This window comes from Flavobacterium silvisoli, from assembly GCF_004329815.1.
In the GTDB taxonomy this organism is placed as follows: Bacteria; Bacteroidota; Bacteroidia; order Flavobacteriales; family Flavobacteriaceae; genus Flavobacterium; species Flavobacterium silvisoli.
Genome location: NZ_SJPE01000007.1, coordinates 89969 through 109194, shown reverse-complemented (window position 1 = coordinate 109194; position 19226 = coordinate 89969). Strand labels below are relative to the sequence as shown.

Genomic DNA, 19226 nt, shown 5'->3' with positions numbered 1-19226 from the left:
GGATTCTTGTTAGTGTTTCTTTTTCAATCGGTCTTTAAAGACTTTTTCAAATTTCTCCAGTTTGGGTTGAATCACTAACTGGCAATACGGCTGATTTTTATTGTTTTCATAGTAATTCTGATGATAGTCTTTGGCTTTATAAAAAGCTTTGAACGGTTCTAAAGTGGTTACTATTTTACCTGAATACACCGCTTGGTTCAGTTCGGCAATAATACTCTGAGCTGCTTTTTTCTGTTCTTCGTTTTTATAAAAGATGACTGAGCGGTATTGCGTTCCCACATCAGCACCTTGGCGATTCAGGGTAGTGGGGTCGTGCACAGTAAAAAACACCTTGAAGATCTCGTCTAAGTTGGTCTTGGTTTTGTCGTAAGTAATTTGCACTACTTCAGCCGCTCCGGTGGTGCCGGTGCATACTTCTTCGTAACTGGGATTTTCAACGGTACCTCCCGAAAAGCCGGAAACTACTTGTGTAACTCCGTCCAATTGTTCGTAAACCGCTTCTACACACCAATAACATCCTCCGCCCAAGACGATCGTTTCAAGATTACTTTTATTCTCTGTCACGGCATCCGGAATAAAATCCAACGAAATAGCATTCATGCAATAGCGTTTGCCGGTAGGTTCAGGGCCATCATCAAACAAATGGCCTAAGTGGCTGTTGCATCTTCCGCAAAGTGCTTCTATGCGGTGCATGCCATACGAATTGTCATTTCTGAAGATGATGCTGTTTTTATTGTCTTGTTCAAAAAAACTTGGCCATCCGCAACTGCTCACAAATTTTTGATCAGATTTGAAGAGTTTCAGACCGCAGGCAGCACAATAATACGTTCCTTTAGTGTCTGATTTCCACATCGTACCAGTAAAGGCTCTTTCCGTATCGGCTTGTCGGGCAACAGCGTATAAATCAGGAGGTAAAACTTTTTTCCATTCGGCATCAGTCAAAACTAATTTGGTAGTGTCAGTGTTTGAATAGTAGGGGTTTTCGGGTTTTGAAATCACGTTTTCCATAGCCATAGTTTTTTTTGTAGTGTTTGATTTGGTATTGTTTTGCCCGCAAGCGTTCAACATGAACATGGGTAACAAAATTAAGAAGTTTAAAATGTAGTTTCGCATGGTTGTTGGTTTTTAGCTACCACAAATTTACACTACATGAGTGTGGTAAAATGTCAAGCAGATGATAAATTACTGCTATTTAAGGAAAGTTTAACGGTTGTTCTATCGGTATAATTATAGCCGCTGTATTTTTTTCGTATTTTTGAACGTTTAATAAAAGTTATGCTAGAAGAAAAAGTAATCTTGGTCAACGAACAAGATGAACCAATCGGGTTGATGAACAAATTGGAAGCTCATGAAAAAGCCTTACTGCACAGAGCTTTTTCGGTTTTTGTGTTGAACAATAACAATGAAATCATGTTGCAACAACGTGCTCATCACAAGTACCATTCTCCTTTGCTGTGGACTAACACGTGTTGCAGCCACCAGCGGGAAGGAGAAACCAATATTCAGGCAGGAACCCGACGATTGTATGAGGAAATGGGGTTTGAGACCGAACTCAAAGAGTTGTTTCACTTCATTTATAAAGCCCCGTTTGATAATGGTTTAACTGAGCATGAACTCGATCACGTAATGATTGGGTATTATAGCGGTCAACCCAAGATAAATCCTGATGAGGTAGAAAGTTGGAAGTGGATGAAGATAGAGGATGTTAAAAACGACATGCTTCAAAATCCTGACAGGTATACCGTTTGGTTTAAAATTATTTTTGACGAATTTTACCATTACCTTGAAGACCACAAGATTTAAGAATAAAGAATTGAGAATGCATATTTCAGAATTATTCTAAAATCAACAATTGTTAATCAACAATCTAAAATCAAATGAAAGTTACCGTTTCACGCAAAGCCCATTTTAATGCTGCCCACCGTTTGTATCGCAAGGATTGGTCTATGGAGCAAAACGATGCTGTTTTCGGCAAGTGCAACAATCCCAATTTTCATGGACACAATTATGAGTTGATAGTTTCGGTTACCGGAGAAATCAACAAAGAAACCGGTTATGTTATCGATGTGAAAATTCTTTCTGATTTGATTAAAGAGCACATTGAAAATGCGTTTGATCACAAAAATTTAAATCTGGATGTACCTGAATTTGCCGAATTGAATCCAACTGCGGAAAACATAGTGGTTGTCATTTGGCAAAAATTGAGAAAGCACATTGAAGCTGACAAAGACCTTGAAGTGGTTTTGTATGAAACCCCCAGAAATTTTGTTACGTTCAAAGGATAATCATGAGTTTGAATGTGGGAGATGTCATCCCGAATTTCTCTGCTACTGACCAAAATGGAAACGTATTTGACAGTCAGATGGTTGTTGGTCAAAAACCGGTGGTCATTTATTTTTATCCCAAAGACGATACCCGCGTTTGTACCGAACAAGCCTGCTCTTTTCGTGATCGCTACGAAGAATTTAGAGAATTAGGCGCCGAAGTCATAGGCATTAGCGGAGACAGTTCGCTCTCACACCATTCCTTTGCTGACAAATACCGACTTCCCTTTATTTTGCTTTCCGATGCTGATAAGAAAATCAGGAAACAGTTTGGTGTTCCCAACGATTATCTGGGGTTAATCCCCGGAAGGGCCACTTATGTTGCCGATAAAAACGGCGTGATTCAGTTGGTTTTCGACAGTACTTCGGGTAAAATTCACATTGAAAAAGCACTCGAAATTCTGAAAACAATGTAAGTTTGCCAAATGAAGACCATGAAAGCTTATCCGTTACAATTTGAGCCGATTTTGAAAGACAGAATTTGGGGAGGAACCAAACTCAAGTCGTATCTTAATAAGCCCATTAGGTCTGATGTTACCGGCGAAAGCTGGGAGATTTCAACCGTAGATAACGATGTAAGTATCGTAGCCAATGGTATTTTAAAAGGTCAATCATTGAATGATCTCATAACCAAATTTCCGGCCGAAATATTAGGAACCAAAGTTTTGGCGCAATTCGGAAAGCAATTTCCGTTACTTTTTAAATACCTCGATGCCCGCGAAGATTTATCCATCCAGCTCCATCCGAATGATGATTTGGCCAAAAAACGACACAATTCTTTTGGCAAAACCGAGATGTGGTATGTGATGCAGGCCGATAAAGAAGCCCGTTTGATTGTTGGATTCAAAGAAAAGTCTTCTCCGGAGGAATTTTTACAGCATCTGAAAGCCAAAACTTTACTGGATATTTTAGATGCCAAAAAAGTACAGCAAGGCGATGTTTTTTTTCTCGAAACGGGTACGGTTCATGCTATAGGAGCCGGCATAGTCATAGCCGAAATCCAACAAACTTCGGATATTACCTATCGAGTTTACGATTTTGAGAGAACTGATGCTCAGGGTAATCAGCGTGAATTGCATTTGGAGTTAGCTTTAGAAGCCATTAATTACAACAAAGTAGAAGCACAAAGGCTTTACACCAAAAACGAAAATGTTGCCAACGAAATGGTCAGTTGCCAATATTTTACAACCAATTTGATTCCGTTGAACGGTAACGTTTCAATGGTCAAAAACGGGGATTCATTCACCGTGTATATGTGTGTTGAAGGTGTTTTTGAAATTTCTTGGAACGGCGAAAGTCATCACTACCAAAAGGGAGATACCTTGCTTATTCCGGCCTCATTGACTGATTTTCAATTATCCGGAAATGCTTCTCTGTTGGAAATTTATATTTCGTAGTTTGTATTCTAAAGATTTAATGTAATTTTGCGCCAACCAAAGCTAAACAGGCTTTTGGGTAAATAAGTTAACTATAAAAATTAGAAGAAAATGGGAAGTGTTAAGAATTTGAAAAAAGACATCAACTTTGTATTGGGTGATATCATCGAAACTGTATATATCTATGAAATGACCTCTTCAGGTAAGCCATCTGACAAAACTAACGCTATCATTGATGAAGCGATTGCCTCTTTCGATGCTTTGATCACCAGAGTAAACGCTAAGAATGTAGAAAATAAAAAAGCACATTTTAAGCAAATCAATACAGAATTAGAACAAACTGCAAATCAGTTGATTGATAAAATCAACGCGCTGTAGTCAGAAAAAAACAATAAAAAAGTGTAAAATTATTTTGGAGAATTCAATTTCACTATTATATTTGCACTCACATTGAGACGCCAGCGTAGCTCAGTTGGCTAGAGCAGCTGATTTGTAATCAGCAGGTCGTGGGTTCGAATCCCTCCGCCGGCTCAGTGAAAAGGAAAGCGAAAGCTTTCCTTTTTTTATGCCATAAAGTGAAGAAATTCTTCCTGAGTCTTATTTGAAAAAGTTTCCGTTACCCCAATACAACAACCATTACCGGATAGGTGGTGGTTTTTTGTTAATAATTTGGAAGCGTTTTTTAGTGCCAGCGAGGGTTTTGATGAAATATTTTCCATTGTAATTTACTGTTAATAAGTTTGTTGTGTTTGAAATTTACTTCGTTTAGTTTTTTATAACTTTAGTTTGATAACCTTTCATGGCGTGCCATGATTCAAAACTAAACTTATGAGAAAACTATTTGCAGAATTTTTTGGAACCTATTGGCTTGTGTTTGGCGGTTGTGGAAGCGCCTTGTTTGCAGCCGGAATTCCCAACTTGGGAATCGGGTTTGCCGGAGTGGCATTAGCTTTTGGATTGACAGTTTTAACAATGGCCTACGCAGTAGGGCATATTTCAGGCGGGCATTTTAATCCGGCAGTTTCTTTCGGGCTATGGGCCGGAGGACGTTTTCCGGCTAAGGATTTAGTGCCGTACATCCTTGCTCAATGTTTAGGAGCTGTAGCTGCTGCAGGGACCTTGTTTGTAATTCTCTCCGGAAAAACAGGTTTTACTATTGATAATACTAAAGCCGGTGCTTTTGCGTCGAACGGATATGGAGCTTTTTCGCCCGATGGCTATTCGATGACTTCTGCTTTTGTGGCTGAGTTTGTCCTGACCATGTTTTTCTTGCTTATCATCATTGGTGCCACTGATAAACTGGCTAACGGAAAATTTGCCGGTTTGGCGATTGGTTTAGCATTGACGCTGATTCACCTGGTAAGTATTCCCATTACCAATACTTCGGTTAATCCGGCACGTTCTACTTCTCAAGCGCTGTTTACCCAGGGAGAACCGCTGTCGCAATTATGGTTGTTTTGGGTAGCGCCTATTGCAGGAGCACTTGTTGCCGGTTTTGTTTATAGGATTCTATTAGATAAAAAAGACGATTTGTAGGATACCAGTCGCCCCATTTATTTAAAGAGAAGAAGAGTAATTACATTCCTTTTTTTCTCTTTATTTTTGTTTAATGAATTCACTTTTTCCAAAAGACAAAATAGTTTTCTCGCTTCCCGATGCCGAGATTGAATACTATGCCGGTTTTTTTGAAAATGAACGTGCTCATGAATTATTTGAAAAACTCAAAACCGAAATCCCCTGGCAGCAGGACTACATAACGGTTTTTGGCAAAACACATCCGCAACCCCGCCTGACGGCTCTTTTTGGTAACGAAGGGAAGCCTTATGGTTATTCCGATATCATCATGCAACCCCACGCGTGGAATCCGCTGTTGATGTTCATAAAAAATGAAATAGAGGAAGTATGTCATGCCAATTTCACCACTGTTTTACTCAATCAGTATCGCGATGGCAGGGATAGCAACGGTTGGCATGCTGATAATGAAAAAGAACTCGGCAGAAATCCAATCATAGCTTCAGTAAGTTTTGGTGCCGAACGAGCCTTTCATCTGCAACACAATACCCTGAAAGAACAGAAACTGAAAATTACCCTTGAACACGGCAGTTTACTTATCATGAAAGGGACAACACAACATTTTTGGAAACATCAAATCCCTAAAACAACCAAGGAAATAGGACCCCGAATTAATCTCACATTCCGAATTATCAAATAGTTAGTTTTAGTATATTTGATAAAAAATAACTAACCATGAATGAGATTGTAGCTTACTTTTCATCCATTCCGTCTGCTCACCGGGCGCTGATTTTGGCTGGTGGTATTGCTTTTTTCTGGCTCATTGAGTCTGCTTCACCGTTCATCCGATTCAAATATAACAAGTGGAAACATGCCGGAGTCAACATCTTTTTTACGATTACCACCATGGTGGTAAATTTTTGTTTGGCCTTGATTTTATTAAATACTGCACTCTGGACTACCAAACATCATTTTGGAATATTGAATTGGCTCCCGGCTTTTAATCCGTGGCTCTCGATGGTTATCGGTTTGCTGCTGTTGGATTTGGTGGGCGCTTACTTTGTTCATTTAATCGAACATAAAATCAGATTCCTGTGGCGTTTTCATTTGATTCATCATACCGATACTTATATAGATACCACTACAGCCAACCGGCATCATCCGGGCGAAAGTGTGTTGCGATTTCTCTTTACTACACTTGGGGTCTTAGTTGTGGGGAGCCCTATGTGGATGGTGTTTTTGTATCAGACACTCTCTGTGATTGCCACACAGTTTAATCATGCTAACATTGTTTTGCCTAAAAAACTGGATACGGTCTTAAGCTATTTAATTGTTTCGCCGGATATGCATAAGGTGCATCATCATTATGTATTACCGTATACCGACAGTAATTACGGCAATATATTCTCGGTTTGGGACCGACTCTTCGGAACTTTCAAAACACTGGACAGAGATAAATTGGTATACGGAATCGACACGCACATGAAACCGGAAGAGAACAGCAGATTGGGTAATTTGTTGAGGATTCCTTTCCAAAAATACCGTTCACCCGGCACTTGAGATAAAAAAATGGAGAGGAGGCTTGTAAACTAATTATTTTTTTTATTAATATTGAAATACCAATTAATCAGTTGAAATCTATTTAAATAATGCTTTTACAGCAATGAAAAAAAGTAAATTAGCAGCATTAGACCATGAGCAATTAGAACGAGTTGTAAGTATGGCGCAAGAGGAACGAAAACCTTTTGAAGTGATAAAGGAAGAATTCGGACTTACCGAAAGCGAAGTAACCGAATTGATGCGTAAACGATTATCCAAAGATAATTTTGAGCTTTGGAAAAAGAAAGCTACCGGAAGCAAACCAAAGCCAAAACCATTCATTGATGATTTTGACGATGAGTTAGACAGTAAATACTATATCAAAAATAAGTTCGATTAACCCACAACTCTTGCTCTGCAAGAGTTTTTAATTTTTGTTTATTTAGTTAATCAATTCCAAAATCTAAAAATCCGTTGTAACTATTGGTTACATTTGTTGACCTATTTGAAATAAATTTTTAAAAATGAAAAAAATAATCCTTAGTGCTCTCATCGCTTTATCGGTATTCAACTTTAAAGCAACGGCACAAAAAAGCGCCCCGGCTGAAGAAGTAAAAGTGGCCATCGATTTAAATCAGGTAAAAGACGATAAGGTGATGGTAGTTATAACTCCGCCAAAAATCAGCACTAATGATATTGTATTTCACATTCCTAAAACGGTGCCCGGAACCTACTCTGCCGATAATTACGGGAAACTAATTGATGATTTGAAAGCTTTTGATAAAGTGGGAAAAGAGTTGACAACTACTAAAACCGATGATAATTCGTGGAAAATTTCAAATGCCAAAACCTTGTCAAAGGTTACGTATTGGGTAAATGACACTTATGATTCTGAAAAAGGGAGCGGTTTTGGTAAAGAAGATATTTTCTCTCCGGCCGGAAGCAATATAGAAGCCGGTAAAAATTTCATGCTCAACAATCACTGTTTTGTGGGGTATTTTGACGGCAAAAAAGAAATTAAATACAACCTGACAGTTCAACACCCTGCATCACTTTACGGGGCTACTTCTATGGTTGATACCAATAAAAGTAATGTGGTTGATAATTTCGTGGTTTCCCGTTATTTTGATTTGGTTGACAACCCAATCATGTACTCTAAACCGGATTATGAAACGTTTACTGTAGACGGTATGGAGATTTTGTTCAGTGTGTATTCGCCCAACGGTGTTCATACGGCTAAATCTTTATTGCCTTATTTAGAAAAAACAATGCGTGCCCAAAAAGCATTTCTGGGTTCCATCAACACCAACAAGAGATACACGGTTTTGTTATATTTATCCGATATGCAAAAATCCGATGCAAAAGGATTTGGGGCTTTGGAACATCATACTTCTACCACAGTGTGCTTTCCGGAGCTGATGGAAACAGAGGAACTTGGAGAACAGATAAAAGACGTGGTGTCGCACGAATTTTTTCATACTGTAACACCATTAAGCATTCATTCAAAAGAAATTCAGTATTTTGATTACAACGATCCCAAAATGTCTAAACATTTATGGATGTATGAAGGAGTAACGGAGTATTTTGCCAATTTGTTTCAGGTCAATCAGGGACTGATAGATGCCAATGAATTTTACCAAAGAATGGTGGGTAAAATCAAAAATTCAGCGTTGATGAATGATACTTTGCCGTTTACAGAGATGAGTGCCAATGTTTTGGTTAAACCCTACAAAGATCAATACCTAAACGTATACGAAAAAGGCGCTTTGATTGGTATGTGTATTGACATCATCATACGTGAAAAAAGCAACGGAGAAAGAGGTGTTTTAGACCTGATGAAAAAATTATCTAAAGAATACGGACCCAATAAACCTTTTAACGATGACGAGCTTTTTGACAAAATTACGGCTTTGACCTATCCTGAAGTTGGGGAGTTCTTGACAACTTATGTGGCGGGGAAAACACCAATTCCCTATGATGTTTATTTTGCTAAAGTGGGTGTAAACAAGACCAAAGTTTTGGTTCCTGTTAATCCGTTTATGAAAGACCCATCAACGCCTTTCATCACCATCAATCCGAATACCAAAGAAATTGTGGTTATACCGGGTTCAGGATTGAATGATTTCATGAATACTCTGGGAATAAAAGGAGGAGATGTTATTCTGGCATTCAACAACAAACCGTATGGTCTGGATAACATTTATGATTTGATTATGGAGAGTCAAAACTGGAAAAACGATGATGCCATAAGTGTTAAAATAAAAAGAGACGGCAAGGAACAAATCATCAACGGTAAAGTGAAACTATCGATGCAGGAAGAGGAAGAGTACAACATGAGTGACCCTTCTAAGGAAAAACTGAACACTGCCTGGTTAAAAGGCTAATCTATAAAGCCAGCTATTTAAATCCTCAATCGGCCCAACTGATTGAGGATTTTTTTTAGTAATATTGCCGCTCAGGATTTTTTAATCTGAGCCCAATCAACTAAAAATTTCAAATATGTATAAATCGCTTATCGCCAGTTTTTCTTTTCTTCTTATGATTTCTTGTGCCGAAAAAAAATCGGATAAAAATTTTGTTTTAACCGGTAATATCAAAGGGCTGAAAAAAGGGACTTTATACATTCAAAGAGTAAAAGATACTGTTTTGGTCGCTATTGATACCATTACAATTAACGGTGATTCTCATTTTGCAAGCGAATTTGATTTGGAATCACCCGAGATGTTGTATTTGTTTTTAGACAGAGGCGTTACTAATTCATTAGACAATAATATTCCGTTTTTTGCCGAAAAAGGAAAGATGAATATCGAAACAACCCTTGATTTTTTCACGGCAGATGCTAAAATCACGGGTTCTAAAAACCAAGAGTTGTATGATGAGTACAAGAAAGTAGTTTCAAGATATGTAGATCAAAATCTTGATTTGGCCGAGAAAAAATTCAAAGCTTTTCAAAATAAAAAGGAAGATGAAGTCCTGAAAATTGATGAAGAGCAAAAGGGAGTTCAAAAAAGAAAATACCTATATACAACCAATTTTGCAGTAAATCACGGCGATTACGAAGTGGCTCCCTATGTGACTTTAGCCGAGATTTATGACATCAACCTGAAATATTTGGATACGATTCAAAAAAGAATGTCTCCCAAAGTCGCTCAATCCTTGTACGGCAAAAAGCTGAATGCATATATCGCCGAGAGAAAAAAACAGGGTCAATAGTCAGATTCAAACACCTATCGTTTCATGGCAAAATGTCCTTTGTGAATTTTTCCGTCGCTGCGGGTAACATAAAACCAGTAATCGTCTGATGGCATTAAATGGCCGTTATAGGTGCCGTCCCAAGCATCATCACTGCCCATAATAATCAGCAGTTTGCCGTAACGATCAAATATTTTGATGTCAATATCCGGTTCAAACTGTGAAAACCGTATTCTCCAATAATCATTGAAACCATCATTGTTGGGAGTGAAAAACTTCGGATAATTCAAAAGTAATGCTTCATCATCAGTAGTTCCGCAACCATATTTATCTCTGACATATACTTTATAAATGCCGGGTTTTAGATTGTCAAATTTATTGGATGTTTGGTAGTGAACACCATCAATAGAATATTCGTAGATTCCTAAACCGGTAACGGTAATGATAATGCTGTTGTCTACTTCGGTCCAGTCAAACTCTTCTATTTTAGTTATGGTAGCCGGGTTTGACAGAAACACATGAATGTCTTTTTTAGAACTGCAAACCAAACCGGCAGGGTGATTTTCAGTAACTGTGACCGAATAATTTCCGTCGTGAATAATTGCCACAGCGTGTACCGTTTGTCCTGATGACCACTGATAGCTGTCAAAACCAACGCCGGCATCAATGATGGCAAATTTATTTTCACACAAAGGATATCGATCGTCCATATAAATTCGGGGCGAGTCGATAAAGGTGAATTTCAGTTCGGCTACAGCAGAACAACCGTCGGTCGAAGTTATTCTAACATAAACTTTGTTGTTGGTATTGCTTAGGTTACAACTGGTAAAGTTGGTAATCAATCCTGATGAATTGTTGTTTTCAGCTGCTGTTAAATTATTGAAGTAAGTATAGGAGTATGCGGTTGGGTTGACAACAAGATAGGAGTGGTATAATGTTAAGTTTACATTTTCTGAGCCATCATTCAGTGCATCACATAAGGTAGTGGCATAATTCATGACACTTGGAATAGGCAAAAATTGTGAATAAACGTATACATTGGTCGGATACGATTTGCACGTTGCTCCTTTTCGGACTATTACTGAAAAAGAAGCGGGTCCGTTTATATTGGTCAGCACCGGATTGGTTGTCCAGGTGGTTCCGCCGTCAAAACTGTAAAAATCTCCAGGTGTTTGAATGGTTATTTTAGCATAAGTACCGCATCCCGCATCTTCTAGAGTATACAACGGATAGCTGTTTTCTAAATTATTCAGGTATACATAAACATTAGGTGAGGTGCAATCTTGGCTGTTTTTTATTTTAATGATGTAGCTGCCGCTGGATAAATTACCCAGTGTATTTGAAGTTTGCCATGTATTTCCTCCGTCAAAACTGTATTCGGCAGCCGGTGTGGTAATAATAATACTTCCGGGAGAACCGCAAAAGGGATTGTCTTTGATGTAAAGTGGAGGGTCTAAAAATTCACTGCTCAGTATTACGCTGTTGAAATTTGAAATACAACCAAAAGAATCCTTTGTTCTTATCAAATATGTTCCCGATGGCAATCCCGTGGCTACATTGTCGGTCGTCCAGGTAAGGCCGTCATCAAAACTGTAAAAGTCAGAAGGGGAGGTAATGGTTATGCTTCCCAAGCCACCGCAACTTGTTGGGCTGACCGATGAAAAATTGGGAAATGAAGATAAATAGGGGATAATATTTACATTCGAGTTGTATGAAATACAGCCCATTGCCGTTTTTATTTTAACAGCATAGCTTCCGTAAGGGAGATTACTCATAATAGGATTAGTCCCCCAAGTGACACCTCCGTCATAGCTGAATTCAGATGCTGGTGAGGTAACTTGTATAGAACCGGTGCTGCTGAAACAAGTTGGTTGTGTAAGTACAATACTGGGCAACGGAGCAATATTGTTGTTTAAAATGGTAACGGTTCCATTGGCCACACAGCCATTGCTGTCGGTTACGGCTACTGAGTAGGTGCCGGTTGATGTAACGGTGATGCTTTGTGTGGTTTCTAAGCTATTGGTCCACAGATAGCCGGCTCCGGGCGAGGCAGTTAAAACGGTACTGCCGCTGCAAACATTCAAAATTCCGCTTATTGAAGCAGTTGGATTACGCACAATTAATTTGATGGCAATGATTTTATAACAAGTCGGACTCAGTGTTACTCTGACATAAACCGTAGTTGTCGGACTTTCAAAATTAGTGACAGTCGTGATAGGATTAGTGTCGTTAGTAGCATTCGCTAAATTGGAATAATAACTGAAAGTAAGACCCGGCTGCGGAGTGGTAATCGTGTTTTCTATACTGGAAAGATTAAAGAATTCTTTTCCGTCGTGATTGGTATCACATAATGTAATATTAGTCGGTTGAAGCGTTAGGTCACAGCTGGTGCAGTTTAAAAACCAAATATCCCAGCCCGGATTAGCATCGTCATCTGTTGCCGAAGCAAAACTGGTTCCCAAACAATTGGTTTGTACAATACCGAAATTTATTTTAACACTTACATTGTAGCTTCCGGTGGTAATGTTGGGCAAATTTGCTGCAACTAAGTCAAAGCAAAATCGTTTGGTTATTAAATTAAGTGAAGCCGGTGTTTGGGTAGAATAAACAACCGCATTGTTTTCATCGTAAACTTTTAATTCAATTGTAGTTATATTAGCATTGATGCCTCCGGAGTTAGGCAAGCTGAAACTGCCGCAAACGGATATCGGCAAGGTTGGACAAATTTTGTACAAAGGATCTAATTCAATGCTGCCTTGCAAACTTTCATCGGAATGCAATAAGCAAATGTCGTCTATGTAGGCATACCCAAAATGACCATTTAAACCGCAGCGCGCAGCCATAAATTCAACGGTAAATTCCTGATTGTTCGGAATGCTGGAAATATCCAATATTCCCGATTGCCAGTTTGGGGTATACAGAATGATGCTTCCTCCTTCAAGTGTGGGAGCCTGTGTGAAAATACAATCTGCGGGATTGCCAATCAAACAAAATTCACTTACTACAACACCTGAATTATTGATAATTCTTGCCTTAAAATAGGGTTGTTCATTATCATGATCGTTTTCAAGTATACTTTGTAAAACCGCTTTGTAATTAAATTTGAAAATAGTTTCATTATCTGTTTTGTAGCGTTTGGCTTGAATCAATCCCATGGTGGGAGAGGAATCTTTGTAGTTGATTTTTAACGTATACTGATCAAAAGCATTGATGTTTCCTATGTATTCATCAATAAAGTTTGAAGGAACAGTGGAAGCCATTAATCCATAATCAGCGGGATTGTATTGTTTGATTCTCAGATTGGCATTTGCTGAAACCGATTTACACTGCATCGGATTTAAAGGTTCTCCAGTGGTGTATTCATAATTCTTTAAAACGTTTACGCTGGAAACAGTTTCGAATTCTTCAAAGCTGCCGTTGGTGCACAAAGGAACTGCCGGGAGCGCCATAGTAGACTTAGAGCTGTTTTTTTGAAGTAACTCCAATTGCCTCATCTGATGCTCAAAAAAAACTTTTCGCTCAATAGAATCGGTTATCAAATGACCGTTTCGGTCTTCTATTTTTTTGTTGCTATCAAAAATAACGGTTGTTTTTTGTGGCTTGTTTTGACCAAAAACATTCAGTATTGACAGCAAACAGCATACGTAAATAATTGACTTCATTGAGCTTTAGATTTCAAGAGAAAAACAAATATAAGAAAGTTCTTGTTTTGATTGTGTTAAGTTTTTTGAAAAAAGAAAGATTTTTTTTGTAAAAAAAGTGATTGGTTATTGCTTTCAAAACCCATAGCAGTGTTTGCTGTTTTTCTTTTACTTTTGTAAAAAGTTACTCCAGTTGAAAGACCTCCTGCTCATCACGCCGCCTTTTACCCAGCTCAATACGCCTTATCCTGCAACGGCTTATTTGAAAGGATTTTTGAACACCAAAAGCATTTCCAGCCGCCAAATGGATTTAGGGATTGAAGTGATACTCAATATTTTTTCAAAAAGAGGTCTGCAAAGCATCTTCAATCATGCTGCTTTGAATAACCCTACAGTAATAAAAGAAGAACACAACCTGCAGCGAATATTTGCCCTGCAACAGCAGTATATCAAAACCATAGACTCTGTAATTGAATTTCTGCAAGGCAAAAACCCGACTATGGCACGCCAACTGTGTTCCGGTAATTTCCTCCCACAAGCTTCCCGTTTTGAGCAGTTAGATGATATGGAATGGGCTTTCGGATCCATGGGTATGCAGGACAAAGCCAAGCATTTGGCCACGCTCTACCTCGATGATTTATCCGATTTTATCATAGCCTGTGTCGATGAAAATTTCGGCTTCAGTCGTTATGCTGAGCGATTAGGGAGAAGTGCAAACTCGTTTGATGAGTTGTATGCTTACCTGCAAAAGGAACTCACCTATATTGATACCATTACTATGCAAATTCTTGAAAAGCAACTCGAGGAAACACAACCTCAATTGGTCTGCCTCTCAGTTCCATTTCCCGGTAATTTGTACAGTGCCTTCAGAGTGGCTCAATTCATAAAAAAGAAGTATCCTTCTGTAAAGACAGCTATGGGAGGCGGTTTCCCCAATACTGAACTCAGAGATTTGAAAGATAAAAGGGTGTTTGAATTCTTTGATTTCATCACTCTAGACGATGGTGAACTTCCCGTTGAGTTACTTTTTAAAGCTGTTTGTCAAACAAAACCATCAAGCAATAAACAAAATAACGATGGTGAGTTGCTCTTCAAAAGAACATTTCTCATCGAAAATGGGGAAGTGGTTTATAAAAATAACGCTCTGCAGTCTGACTACAAACAATCACAGGTCGGAACACCTGACTATACTGATTTATTGCTCGATCAATACATTTCGGTAATAGAAATTGCCAATCCTATGCACAGTTTGTGGAGTGATGGCCGCTGGAATAAGCTCACCATGGCTCACGGGTGTTATTGGGGAAAATGTACCTTTTGTGACATATCACTCGATTACATTAAAATTTATGAACCTATTGCTGCAAAAATATTGGTCGACAGAATGGAAGAACTCATCGCGCAAACCGGTGAAAACGGCTTTCATTTTGTAGATGAAGCGGCACCGCCGGCATTGATGCGTGAACTGGCTTTGGAAATATTACGCCGCAATTTAACCGTTACTTGGTGGACTAACATTCGCTTTGAAAAAAGTTTTACGGCAGACTTATGCGTTCTGCTTAAAGCTTCAGGATGTATAGCGGTTTCGGGTGGATTGGAAGTGGCCTCAGACCGCTTGCTGCAACTAATTAAAAAAGGAGTGACGGTAGAGCAAGTAGCACAGGTTACCCGTAATTTTACCGAAAGCGGGATTATGGTACATGCCTATTTGATGTATGGTTACCCAACACAAACCGTACAGGAAACTGTCGACAGTTTGGAAATGGTTCGTCAATTGTTTGAACTGGGAATCATTCAGTCCGGATTTTGGCACCAATTTGCCATGACAGCCCACAGTCCGGTAGGCATGTTTCCTGAAGAGTTTGGAGTAATTCCCGAAACCAACCCAATTTCTTTCGCCAATAACGATATCCAATTCAAAGACAAAACAGGCATCAACCACGACAAGTTCAGTTTCGGACTGAAAAAATCCCTGTTTAACTACATGCACGGTATTTGTTTTGAGTATGCGTTGCAGGATTGGTTTGATTTCAAAATACCGAAAACTACCGTTCCGCCTAACTTTATTTTAAACGCTTTGGAAAAAGATCATTCGTTCTCTACTAAAGCATCTGCCAAAATTATTTGGCTTGGAGGTAAACCAACTACCGAAATTGTTACTAAATCCAAGAAAGGAAATACTTGGGAGATGATGCAACTGAGTTTTCATAACAACCTTGATGAAGTCACCATTTCGGTTGAAAAAGAAAAAGGAATATGGTTGTCAGCTCAATTGAATAATTTGTCGGTAACTAATGAACAGAACTTTACTTTTGCCCAGCTCAAAGCTGATTATGAAATGCAATTTGATGATTTTGAAATGTTTTGGTATGCCAAACCCATGGCAACATTGCGCCATTTTGGGTTGTTGACATTATAGTTTTTTTTTAACAACTGATTAATCTTAAGAAATCCTAAGTAGGGTTTTTTTAACACTGTATGTTTAAGCCAATAGAAGATTCAATTGGCTATACATTTGTTACATATGCAGGAATCTTTTAAACATTTTTAAGAATCCTAATTATGAGCAAGAAGACCAAAGTTTTAGTTTTTATAATCATCATTATAGCCATTGGCTTTTTTTCTGTTCGCTATTATGTATATCACGGAGGCCAACGCGATATACAATCGGAAGAAACGGCTTTCACAGTCACTTCATCTTCTATAGTTGCTGAGTTTACCTCTAATACAGAGGCTTCCAATAAAAAGTATCTTGAAAAACCGGTGGCCATATCCGGCACGGTTACTTCGGTTAATGCTGCCGGGGTAATTTTAGATAACACCGTAAACTGCATTTTTGCAACGGCTAATCCGGCCGTAAAAGTAAATCAAAAAGTAATTGTTAAAGGTCGTGTGGTGGGCTTTGATGATCTTTTTGGCGAATTGAAACTGGATCAATGTAACTTATCAACCAATAAATAGAATTAAAATGAAATTATGTAAAATTGCGGGTTCTGCATTCCTGCTCTTTGCTTTCCATACAGCAAGTGCACAGGATTTAATGAGTGAACTCGATTCGGTGCCAAAACAAAAAGAAATCACAGCATCTGCCTTCAAAGGATTACAGGTTTGCAACATGCAATCCACCAAAATGACCAACAAAAATGAATGGTATTTTTTAGTATCTCACCGTTTTGGTGATTTGAAAGAAGGAATCAACAATTTCTTCGGTTTCGATAATGCCCTGACAAAAATTGGCGGAATTTATGGGATAACCAATTGGTTAAATATCAGTTTGGCCCGCCATACGTATAACAAAACATTTGAAGCCGGTTTAAAATACCGATTGGCTAATCAAATGGAAGACGGATTTCCGGTGACTATTGTAGGGTATAATACTATGGATGTCAACGGTTCCAAATTTGATAAAGCATTGTATCCGAATTTTAAAGAATCTAACCGATTGGCCTATTCAACCCAGTTGTTGATTTCGAGAAAATTCTCAGATGCCCTTTCCTTGGAAATAGTTCCGGCTTTCATTCACAAAAACCTCTACGATTTACAGCCCGGTACCGATAAAAAAGATCAGTTTGTTGTAGGGATGGGAGGACGTTGTAAAATATCAAAACGCATCAGTTTTAATTTAGAATACGCCGCACGTGTGAATCCGGAAGAGCATGAATACTACCACAATCCGTTAACCGCCGGATTTGATATTGACACCGGAGGTCACGTATTTCAGTTGGTGTTTTCGAGCGCACAACCAATGAACGACATTGCCTACTTTACCAATGCCACAGGCAAATGGAACGGCGGAAGTATTTATTTTGGATTTAATTTATATAGAGTTTTTTAAGACTATGAAAGCAGTAAAAGTTATTTTGTTACTCGTCCTTGGTTCATTTGTTACGTCTTGTGAATCCGACACTTATGCCGATATTTTTGGATATGTTGAAAATCCGACATACAAAGCCAATATAAAACCCCTTATGGATGCCCAATGCGTGTCATGTCACAGTGCCAATGGGACCGAATCAGGTTCTCCGCTCGAAACCTACCAACAAGTGGTTGATTACGCGGAGTCAATTTCTTGCAGACTCGACGGTAATTCCTGTGGATTAATGCCACAAAGCGGTAGACTGCCTCAGGTACAAATTGATATGTTTAATGCTTGGGTAGCACAAGGTTTAAAAGAAGAATAAAAAATACAACTATGAAAAAAGTAATTATCATTACAGCAGCCCTATTGTGCTGCGGAATAGGATTTTCGCAAAAGATGCTGACCCGCTCTGGCGAAATAAAATTTGATGCTACCGTACCCGGAGCTACAGACATGGTTAATGCAACCAACAGCACGGTTTCCAGCATTTTCGATAAAGCTACCGGAGAACTAGTCGTTCAGGCGATGGTAAAATCGTTCAAATTCAAACTGCCTTTGATGGAGGAACATTTCAACGAAAACTATATGGAAAGTGACAAATTGCCCAAAGCCAACTTTAAAGGAAAAGTATTGGGCTATGATGGCAAATCGGGGAACTATGATGTTGAAGGAGATTTAACCATACACGGTGTTACCAATAAAGTAAAAACCAAAATGAATATCGCTCCCGAGGGCAGCAAATTAATGTTGTCCGGTGGTTTTACGGTAAAATTATCCGATTACAATATAGCTGTTCCGGCCTTAGCCAAAAAAACATTGGCTGAGACCGCCAAGATTACACTGAAATTACCCATGGAAAACAAATAAATTTTCCTTAATCAACATAATGAACAAATACCACAATTAAAATGAAAAAAGCACTACTGAAGTTAGGTTTGGTTGTCATGTTTTGTTTTGTCGCCAATGTGAACGCACAAACTGCAGGAACACTGACATTTACATACAATCAACCACAACCGACAAGTCCATCTCTAAATCAGGGAGTTAAAAATGTTTACGCCGTTTGGATTGAAAATGCAGCCGGAACATTTATTAAAACCAAATGCCGTTACACTTCTACATCTACTGATGATCATTTGCCTACATGGGCCAGCAAATCGGGGTGTGCCAATACCACAATTGCAACAGGATCTGCCTGTAATGTTACAGATGCCTCTACAGGAGCCACCCGAACTACTTCAACAACACCAACTGCTTTCGGAACCAAAACCATTACTTGGGATGGCAAAAACGTAGTAGGTACCACCAACGGAACAACGGTTGTGGACGGTACCTATAAAATTTGGGTGGAAAGTTCCTGGAATGACGGAGCGAATAACATTCATAATGAATTAATCGGATTCACGTTTACCAAAGGTCCTACGGAACAAACATTGACCCCGGCCGGCGATACGTACATCAATACGGTTACGTTGCATTGGTTACCCGACTCTATGGGAGTTCAGGAAAACTCCAGTCCGGTGGTCTCGATTTATCCTGTGCCTTCGACCGGTATTTTCAATATTGATATGAAAAATGAAGTAAAAAATATACGCGTTTATGATTTGTTAGGCAAAACAGTTTACTCTGAAGAAGTAAATCCGAATGCGATAGCAAACACGATACAGGTTAATCTCTCGAATTTAACCGACGGAACTTATATCATCAGCCTACAGAATGATAACGGAATTTCGAACTTCGAGGTTATAGTCAATAAATAACCCATTTTTTTTAAACGAGAAAG

The 19226-nt window shown here is 38.8% G+C and carries 19 protein-coding genes and 1 tRNA gene; 18 read left to right on the top strand and 2 right to left on the bottom strand.

The window, feature by feature from the left end; all coding sequences use genetic code 11:
* Nucleotides 1-9: 9 nt before the first annotated feature.
* Complete coding sequence (locus EZL74_RS07560) at nt 10-1068, bottom strand: bifunctional methionine sulfoxide reductase B/A protein (protein ID WP_394345860.1); 1059 nt, start codon at nt 1066-1068, stop codon at nt 10-12.
* Between the two features lie 207 nt (nt 1069-1275).
* On the opposite strand from EZL74_RS07560, the gene idi reads away from it, so the two are divergent.
* The 12 genes from idi to EZL74_RS07500 all read left to right on the top strand — a co-directional run bounded on the left by idi (nt 1276) and on the right by EZL74_RS07500 (nt 9964).
* Nucleotides 1276-1803, top strand: a complete 528-nt coding sequence (gene idi, locus EZL74_RS07555; protein ID WP_131475997.1) for an isopentenyl-diphosphate Delta-isomerase — start codon at nt 1276-1278, stop codon at nt 1801-1803.
* 74 nt (nt 1804-1877) lie between these two features.
* A complete protein-coding gene (locus EZL74_RS07550; protein WP_131475996.1) occupies nt 1878-2285 on the top strand; it encodes a 6-pyruvoyl trahydropterin synthase family protein in 408 nt (135 codons plus the stop codon).
* A 2-nt stretch (nt 2286-2287) separates the two neighbouring features.
* Complete coding sequence (locus EZL74_RS07545; RefSeq protein WP_131475995.1) at nt 2288-2740, top strand: peroxiredoxin; 453 nt, start codon at nt 2288-2290, stop codon at nt 2738-2740.
* Nucleotides 2741-2758: 18 nt separating this feature from the next.
* Entirely contained in the window at nt 2759-3721 is a 963-nt protein-coding gene (locus tag EZL74_RS07540) for a type I phosphomannose isomerase catalytic subunit (RefSeq protein WP_131476041.1), read from the top strand.
* 90 nt (nt 3722-3811) lie between these two features.
* Nucleotides 3812-4078, top strand: a complete 267-nt coding sequence (locus EZL74_RS07535) for a hypothetical protein (RefSeq protein ID WP_131475994.1) — start codon at nt 3812-3814, stop codon at nt 4076-4078.
* A gap of 79 nt (nt 4079-4157) precedes the next feature.
* Nucleotides 4158-4231, top strand: a tRNA-Thr gene (locus EZL74_RS07530).
* A gap of 297 nt (nt 4232-4528) precedes the next feature.
* Entirely contained in the window at nt 4529-5236 is a 708-nt protein-coding gene (aqpZ, locus tag EZL74_RS07525) for an aquaporin Z (RefSeq protein ID WP_131475993.1), read from the top strand.
* Nucleotides 5237-5309: 73 nt separating this feature from the next.
* Entirely contained in the window at nt 5310-5912 is a 603-nt protein-coding gene (locus EZL74_RS07520; RefSeq protein ID WP_131475992.1) for an alpha-ketoglutarate-dependent dioxygenase AlkB family protein, read from the top strand.
* Between the two features lie 35 nt (nt 5913-5947).
* Nucleotides 5948-6772: a sterol desaturase family protein gene (locus EZL74_RS07515; protein WP_131475991.1), complete on the top strand. Its 825-nt coding sequence runs from the start codon at nt 5948-5950 to the stop codon at nt 6770-6772.
* A 103-nt stretch (nt 6773-6875) separates the two neighbouring features.
* Nucleotides 6876-7151 (top strand): TIGR03643 family protein, encoded by a 276-nt coding sequence (locus EZL74_RS07510; RefSeq protein ID WP_131475990.1) that lies wholly within the window; start codon nt 6876-6878, stop codon nt 7149-7151.
* Nucleotides 7152-7275: 124 nt separating this feature from the next.
* Complete coding sequence (locus tag EZL74_RS07505; protein ID WP_131475989.1) at nt 7276-9135, top strand: M61 family metallopeptidase; 1860 nt, start codon at nt 7276-7278, stop codon at nt 9133-9135.
* Nucleotides 9136-9250: 115 nt separating this feature from the next.
* Nucleotides 9251-9964, top strand: coding sequence for a DUF4369 domain-containing protein (locus tag EZL74_RS07500; protein WP_131475988.1), 714 nt, complete (start codon nt 9251-9253; stop codon nt 9962-9964).
* A 14-nt stretch (nt 9965-9978) separates the two neighbouring features.
* Here the strand turns inward: EZL74_RS07500 and EZL74_RS07495 are convergent, their stop codons facing one another.
* Nucleotides 9979-13605 carry a T9SS type B sorting domain-containing protein gene (locus EZL74_RS07495; RefSeq protein ID WP_131475987.1) on the bottom strand — a complete coding sequence of 1209 codons (3627 nt, stop codon included), beginning with the start codon at nt 13603-13605 and terminating at the stop codon, nt 9979-9981.
* A gap of 172 nt (nt 13606-13777) precedes the next feature.
* Between EZL74_RS07495 and EZL74_RS07490 the strand changes: the two genes are divergently transcribed.
* From EZL74_RS07490 to EZL74_RS07465, 6 genes are all read left to right on the top strand, one after another.
* Nucleotides 13778-16003, top strand: a complete 2226-nt coding sequence (locus tag EZL74_RS07490) for a B12-binding domain-containing radical SAM protein (protein WP_131475986.1) — start codon at nt 13778-13780, stop codon at nt 16001-16003.
* 143 nt (nt 16004-16146) lie between these two features.
* Nucleotides 16147-16545 carry an OB-fold protein gene (locus tag EZL74_RS07485; RefSeq protein ID WP_131475985.1) on the top strand — a complete coding sequence of 133 codons (399 nt, stop codon included), beginning with the start codon at nt 16147-16149 and terminating at the stop codon, nt 16543-16545.
* Between the two features lie 7 nt (nt 16546-16552).
* Nucleotides 16553-17419, top strand: a complete 867-nt coding sequence (locus EZL74_RS07480; RefSeq protein ID WP_131475984.1) for a DUF5777 family beta-barrel protein — start codon at nt 16553-16555, stop codon at nt 17417-17419.
* Between the two features lie 4 nt (nt 17420-17423).
* Nucleotides 17424-17765: a hypothetical protein gene (locus EZL74_RS07475; protein WP_131475983.1), complete on the top strand. Its 342-nt coding sequence runs from the start codon at nt 17424-17426 to the stop codon at nt 17763-17765.
* A gap of 11 nt (nt 17766-17776) precedes the next feature.
* Nucleotides 17777-18310 (top strand): YceI family protein, encoded by a 534-nt coding sequence (locus EZL74_RS07470; protein WP_131475982.1) that lies wholly within the window; start codon nt 17777-17779, stop codon nt 18308-18310.
* A 41-nt stretch (nt 18311-18351) separates the two neighbouring features.
* Complete coding sequence (locus EZL74_RS07465) at nt 18352-19203, top strand: T9SS type A sorting domain-containing protein (protein ID WP_131475981.1); 852 nt, start codon at nt 18352-18354, stop codon at nt 19201-19203.
* The last annotated feature ends 23 nt before the right edge of the window (nt 19204-19226 follow it).

Bases quoted from the DNA above. Each gene is read 5' to 3' on its own strand.
- EZL74_RS07560 (WP_394345860.1), bottom strand. From the start codon at position 1,068: ATGTTGAACGCTTGCGGGCAAAACAATACCAAATCAAACACTACAAAA.
- idi (WP_131475997.1), top strand. From the start codon at position 1,276: ATGCTAGAAGAAAAAGTAATCTTGGTCAACGAACAAGATGAACCAATC.
- EZL74_RS07550 (WP_131475996.1), top strand. From the start codon at position 1,878: ATGAAAGTTACCGTTTCACGCAAAGCCCATTTTAATGCTGCCCACCGT.
- EZL74_RS07545 (WP_131475995.1), top strand. From the start codon at position 2,288: ATGAGTTTGAATGTGGGAGATGTCATCCCGAATTTCTCTGCTACTGAC.
- EZL74_RS07540 (WP_131476041.1), top strand. From the start codon at position 2,759: ATGAAAGCTTATCCGTTACAATTTGAGCCGATTTTGAAAGACAGAATT.
- EZL74_RS07535 (WP_131475994.1), top strand. From the start codon at position 3,812: ATGGGAAGTGTTAAGAATTTGAAAAAAGACATCAACTTTGTATTGGGT.
- aqpZ (WP_131475993.1), top strand. From the start codon at position 4,529: ATGAGAAAACTATTTGCAGAATTTTTTGGAACCTATTGGCTTGTGTTT.
- EZL74_RS07520 (WP_131475992.1), top strand. From the start codon at position 5,310: ATGAATTCACTTTTTCCAAAAGACAAAATAGTTTTCTCGCTTCCCGAT.
- EZL74_RS07515 (WP_131475991.1), top strand. From the start codon at position 5,948: ATGAATGAGATTGTAGCTTACTTTTCATCCATTCCGTCTGCTCACCGG.
- EZL74_RS07510 (WP_131475990.1), top strand. From the start codon at position 6,876: ATGAAAAAAAGTAAATTAGCAGCATTAGACCATGAGCAATTAGAACGA.
- EZL74_RS07505 (WP_131475989.1), top strand. From the start codon at position 7,276: ATGAAAAAAATAATCCTTAGTGCTCTCATCGCTTTATCGGTATTCAAC.
- EZL74_RS07500 (WP_131475988.1), top strand. From the start codon at position 9,251: ATGTATAAATCGCTTATCGCCAGTTTTTCTTTTCTTCTTATGATTTCT.
- EZL74_RS07495 (WP_131475987.1), bottom strand. From the start codon at position 13,605: ATGAAGTCAATTATTTACGTATGCTGTTTGCTGTCAATACTGAATGTT.
- EZL74_RS07485 (WP_131475985.1), top strand. From the start codon at position 16,147: ATGAGCAAGAAGACCAAAGTTTTAGTTTTTATAATCATCATTATAGCC.
- EZL74_RS07480 (WP_131475984.1), top strand. From the start codon at position 16,553: ATGAAATTATGTAAAATTGCGGGTTCTGCATTCCTGCTCTTTGCTTTC.
- EZL74_RS07475 (WP_131475983.1), top strand. From the start codon at position 17,424: ATGAAAGCAGTAAAAGTTATTTTGTTACTCGTCCTTGGTTCATTTGTT.
- EZL74_RS07470 (WP_131475982.1), top strand. From the start codon at position 17,777: ATGAAAAAAGTAATTATCATTACAGCAGCCCTATTGTGCTGCGGAATA.
- EZL74_RS07465 (WP_131475981.1), top strand. From the start codon at position 18,352: ATGAAAAAAGCACTACTGAAGTTAGGTTTGGTTGTCATGTTTTGTTTT.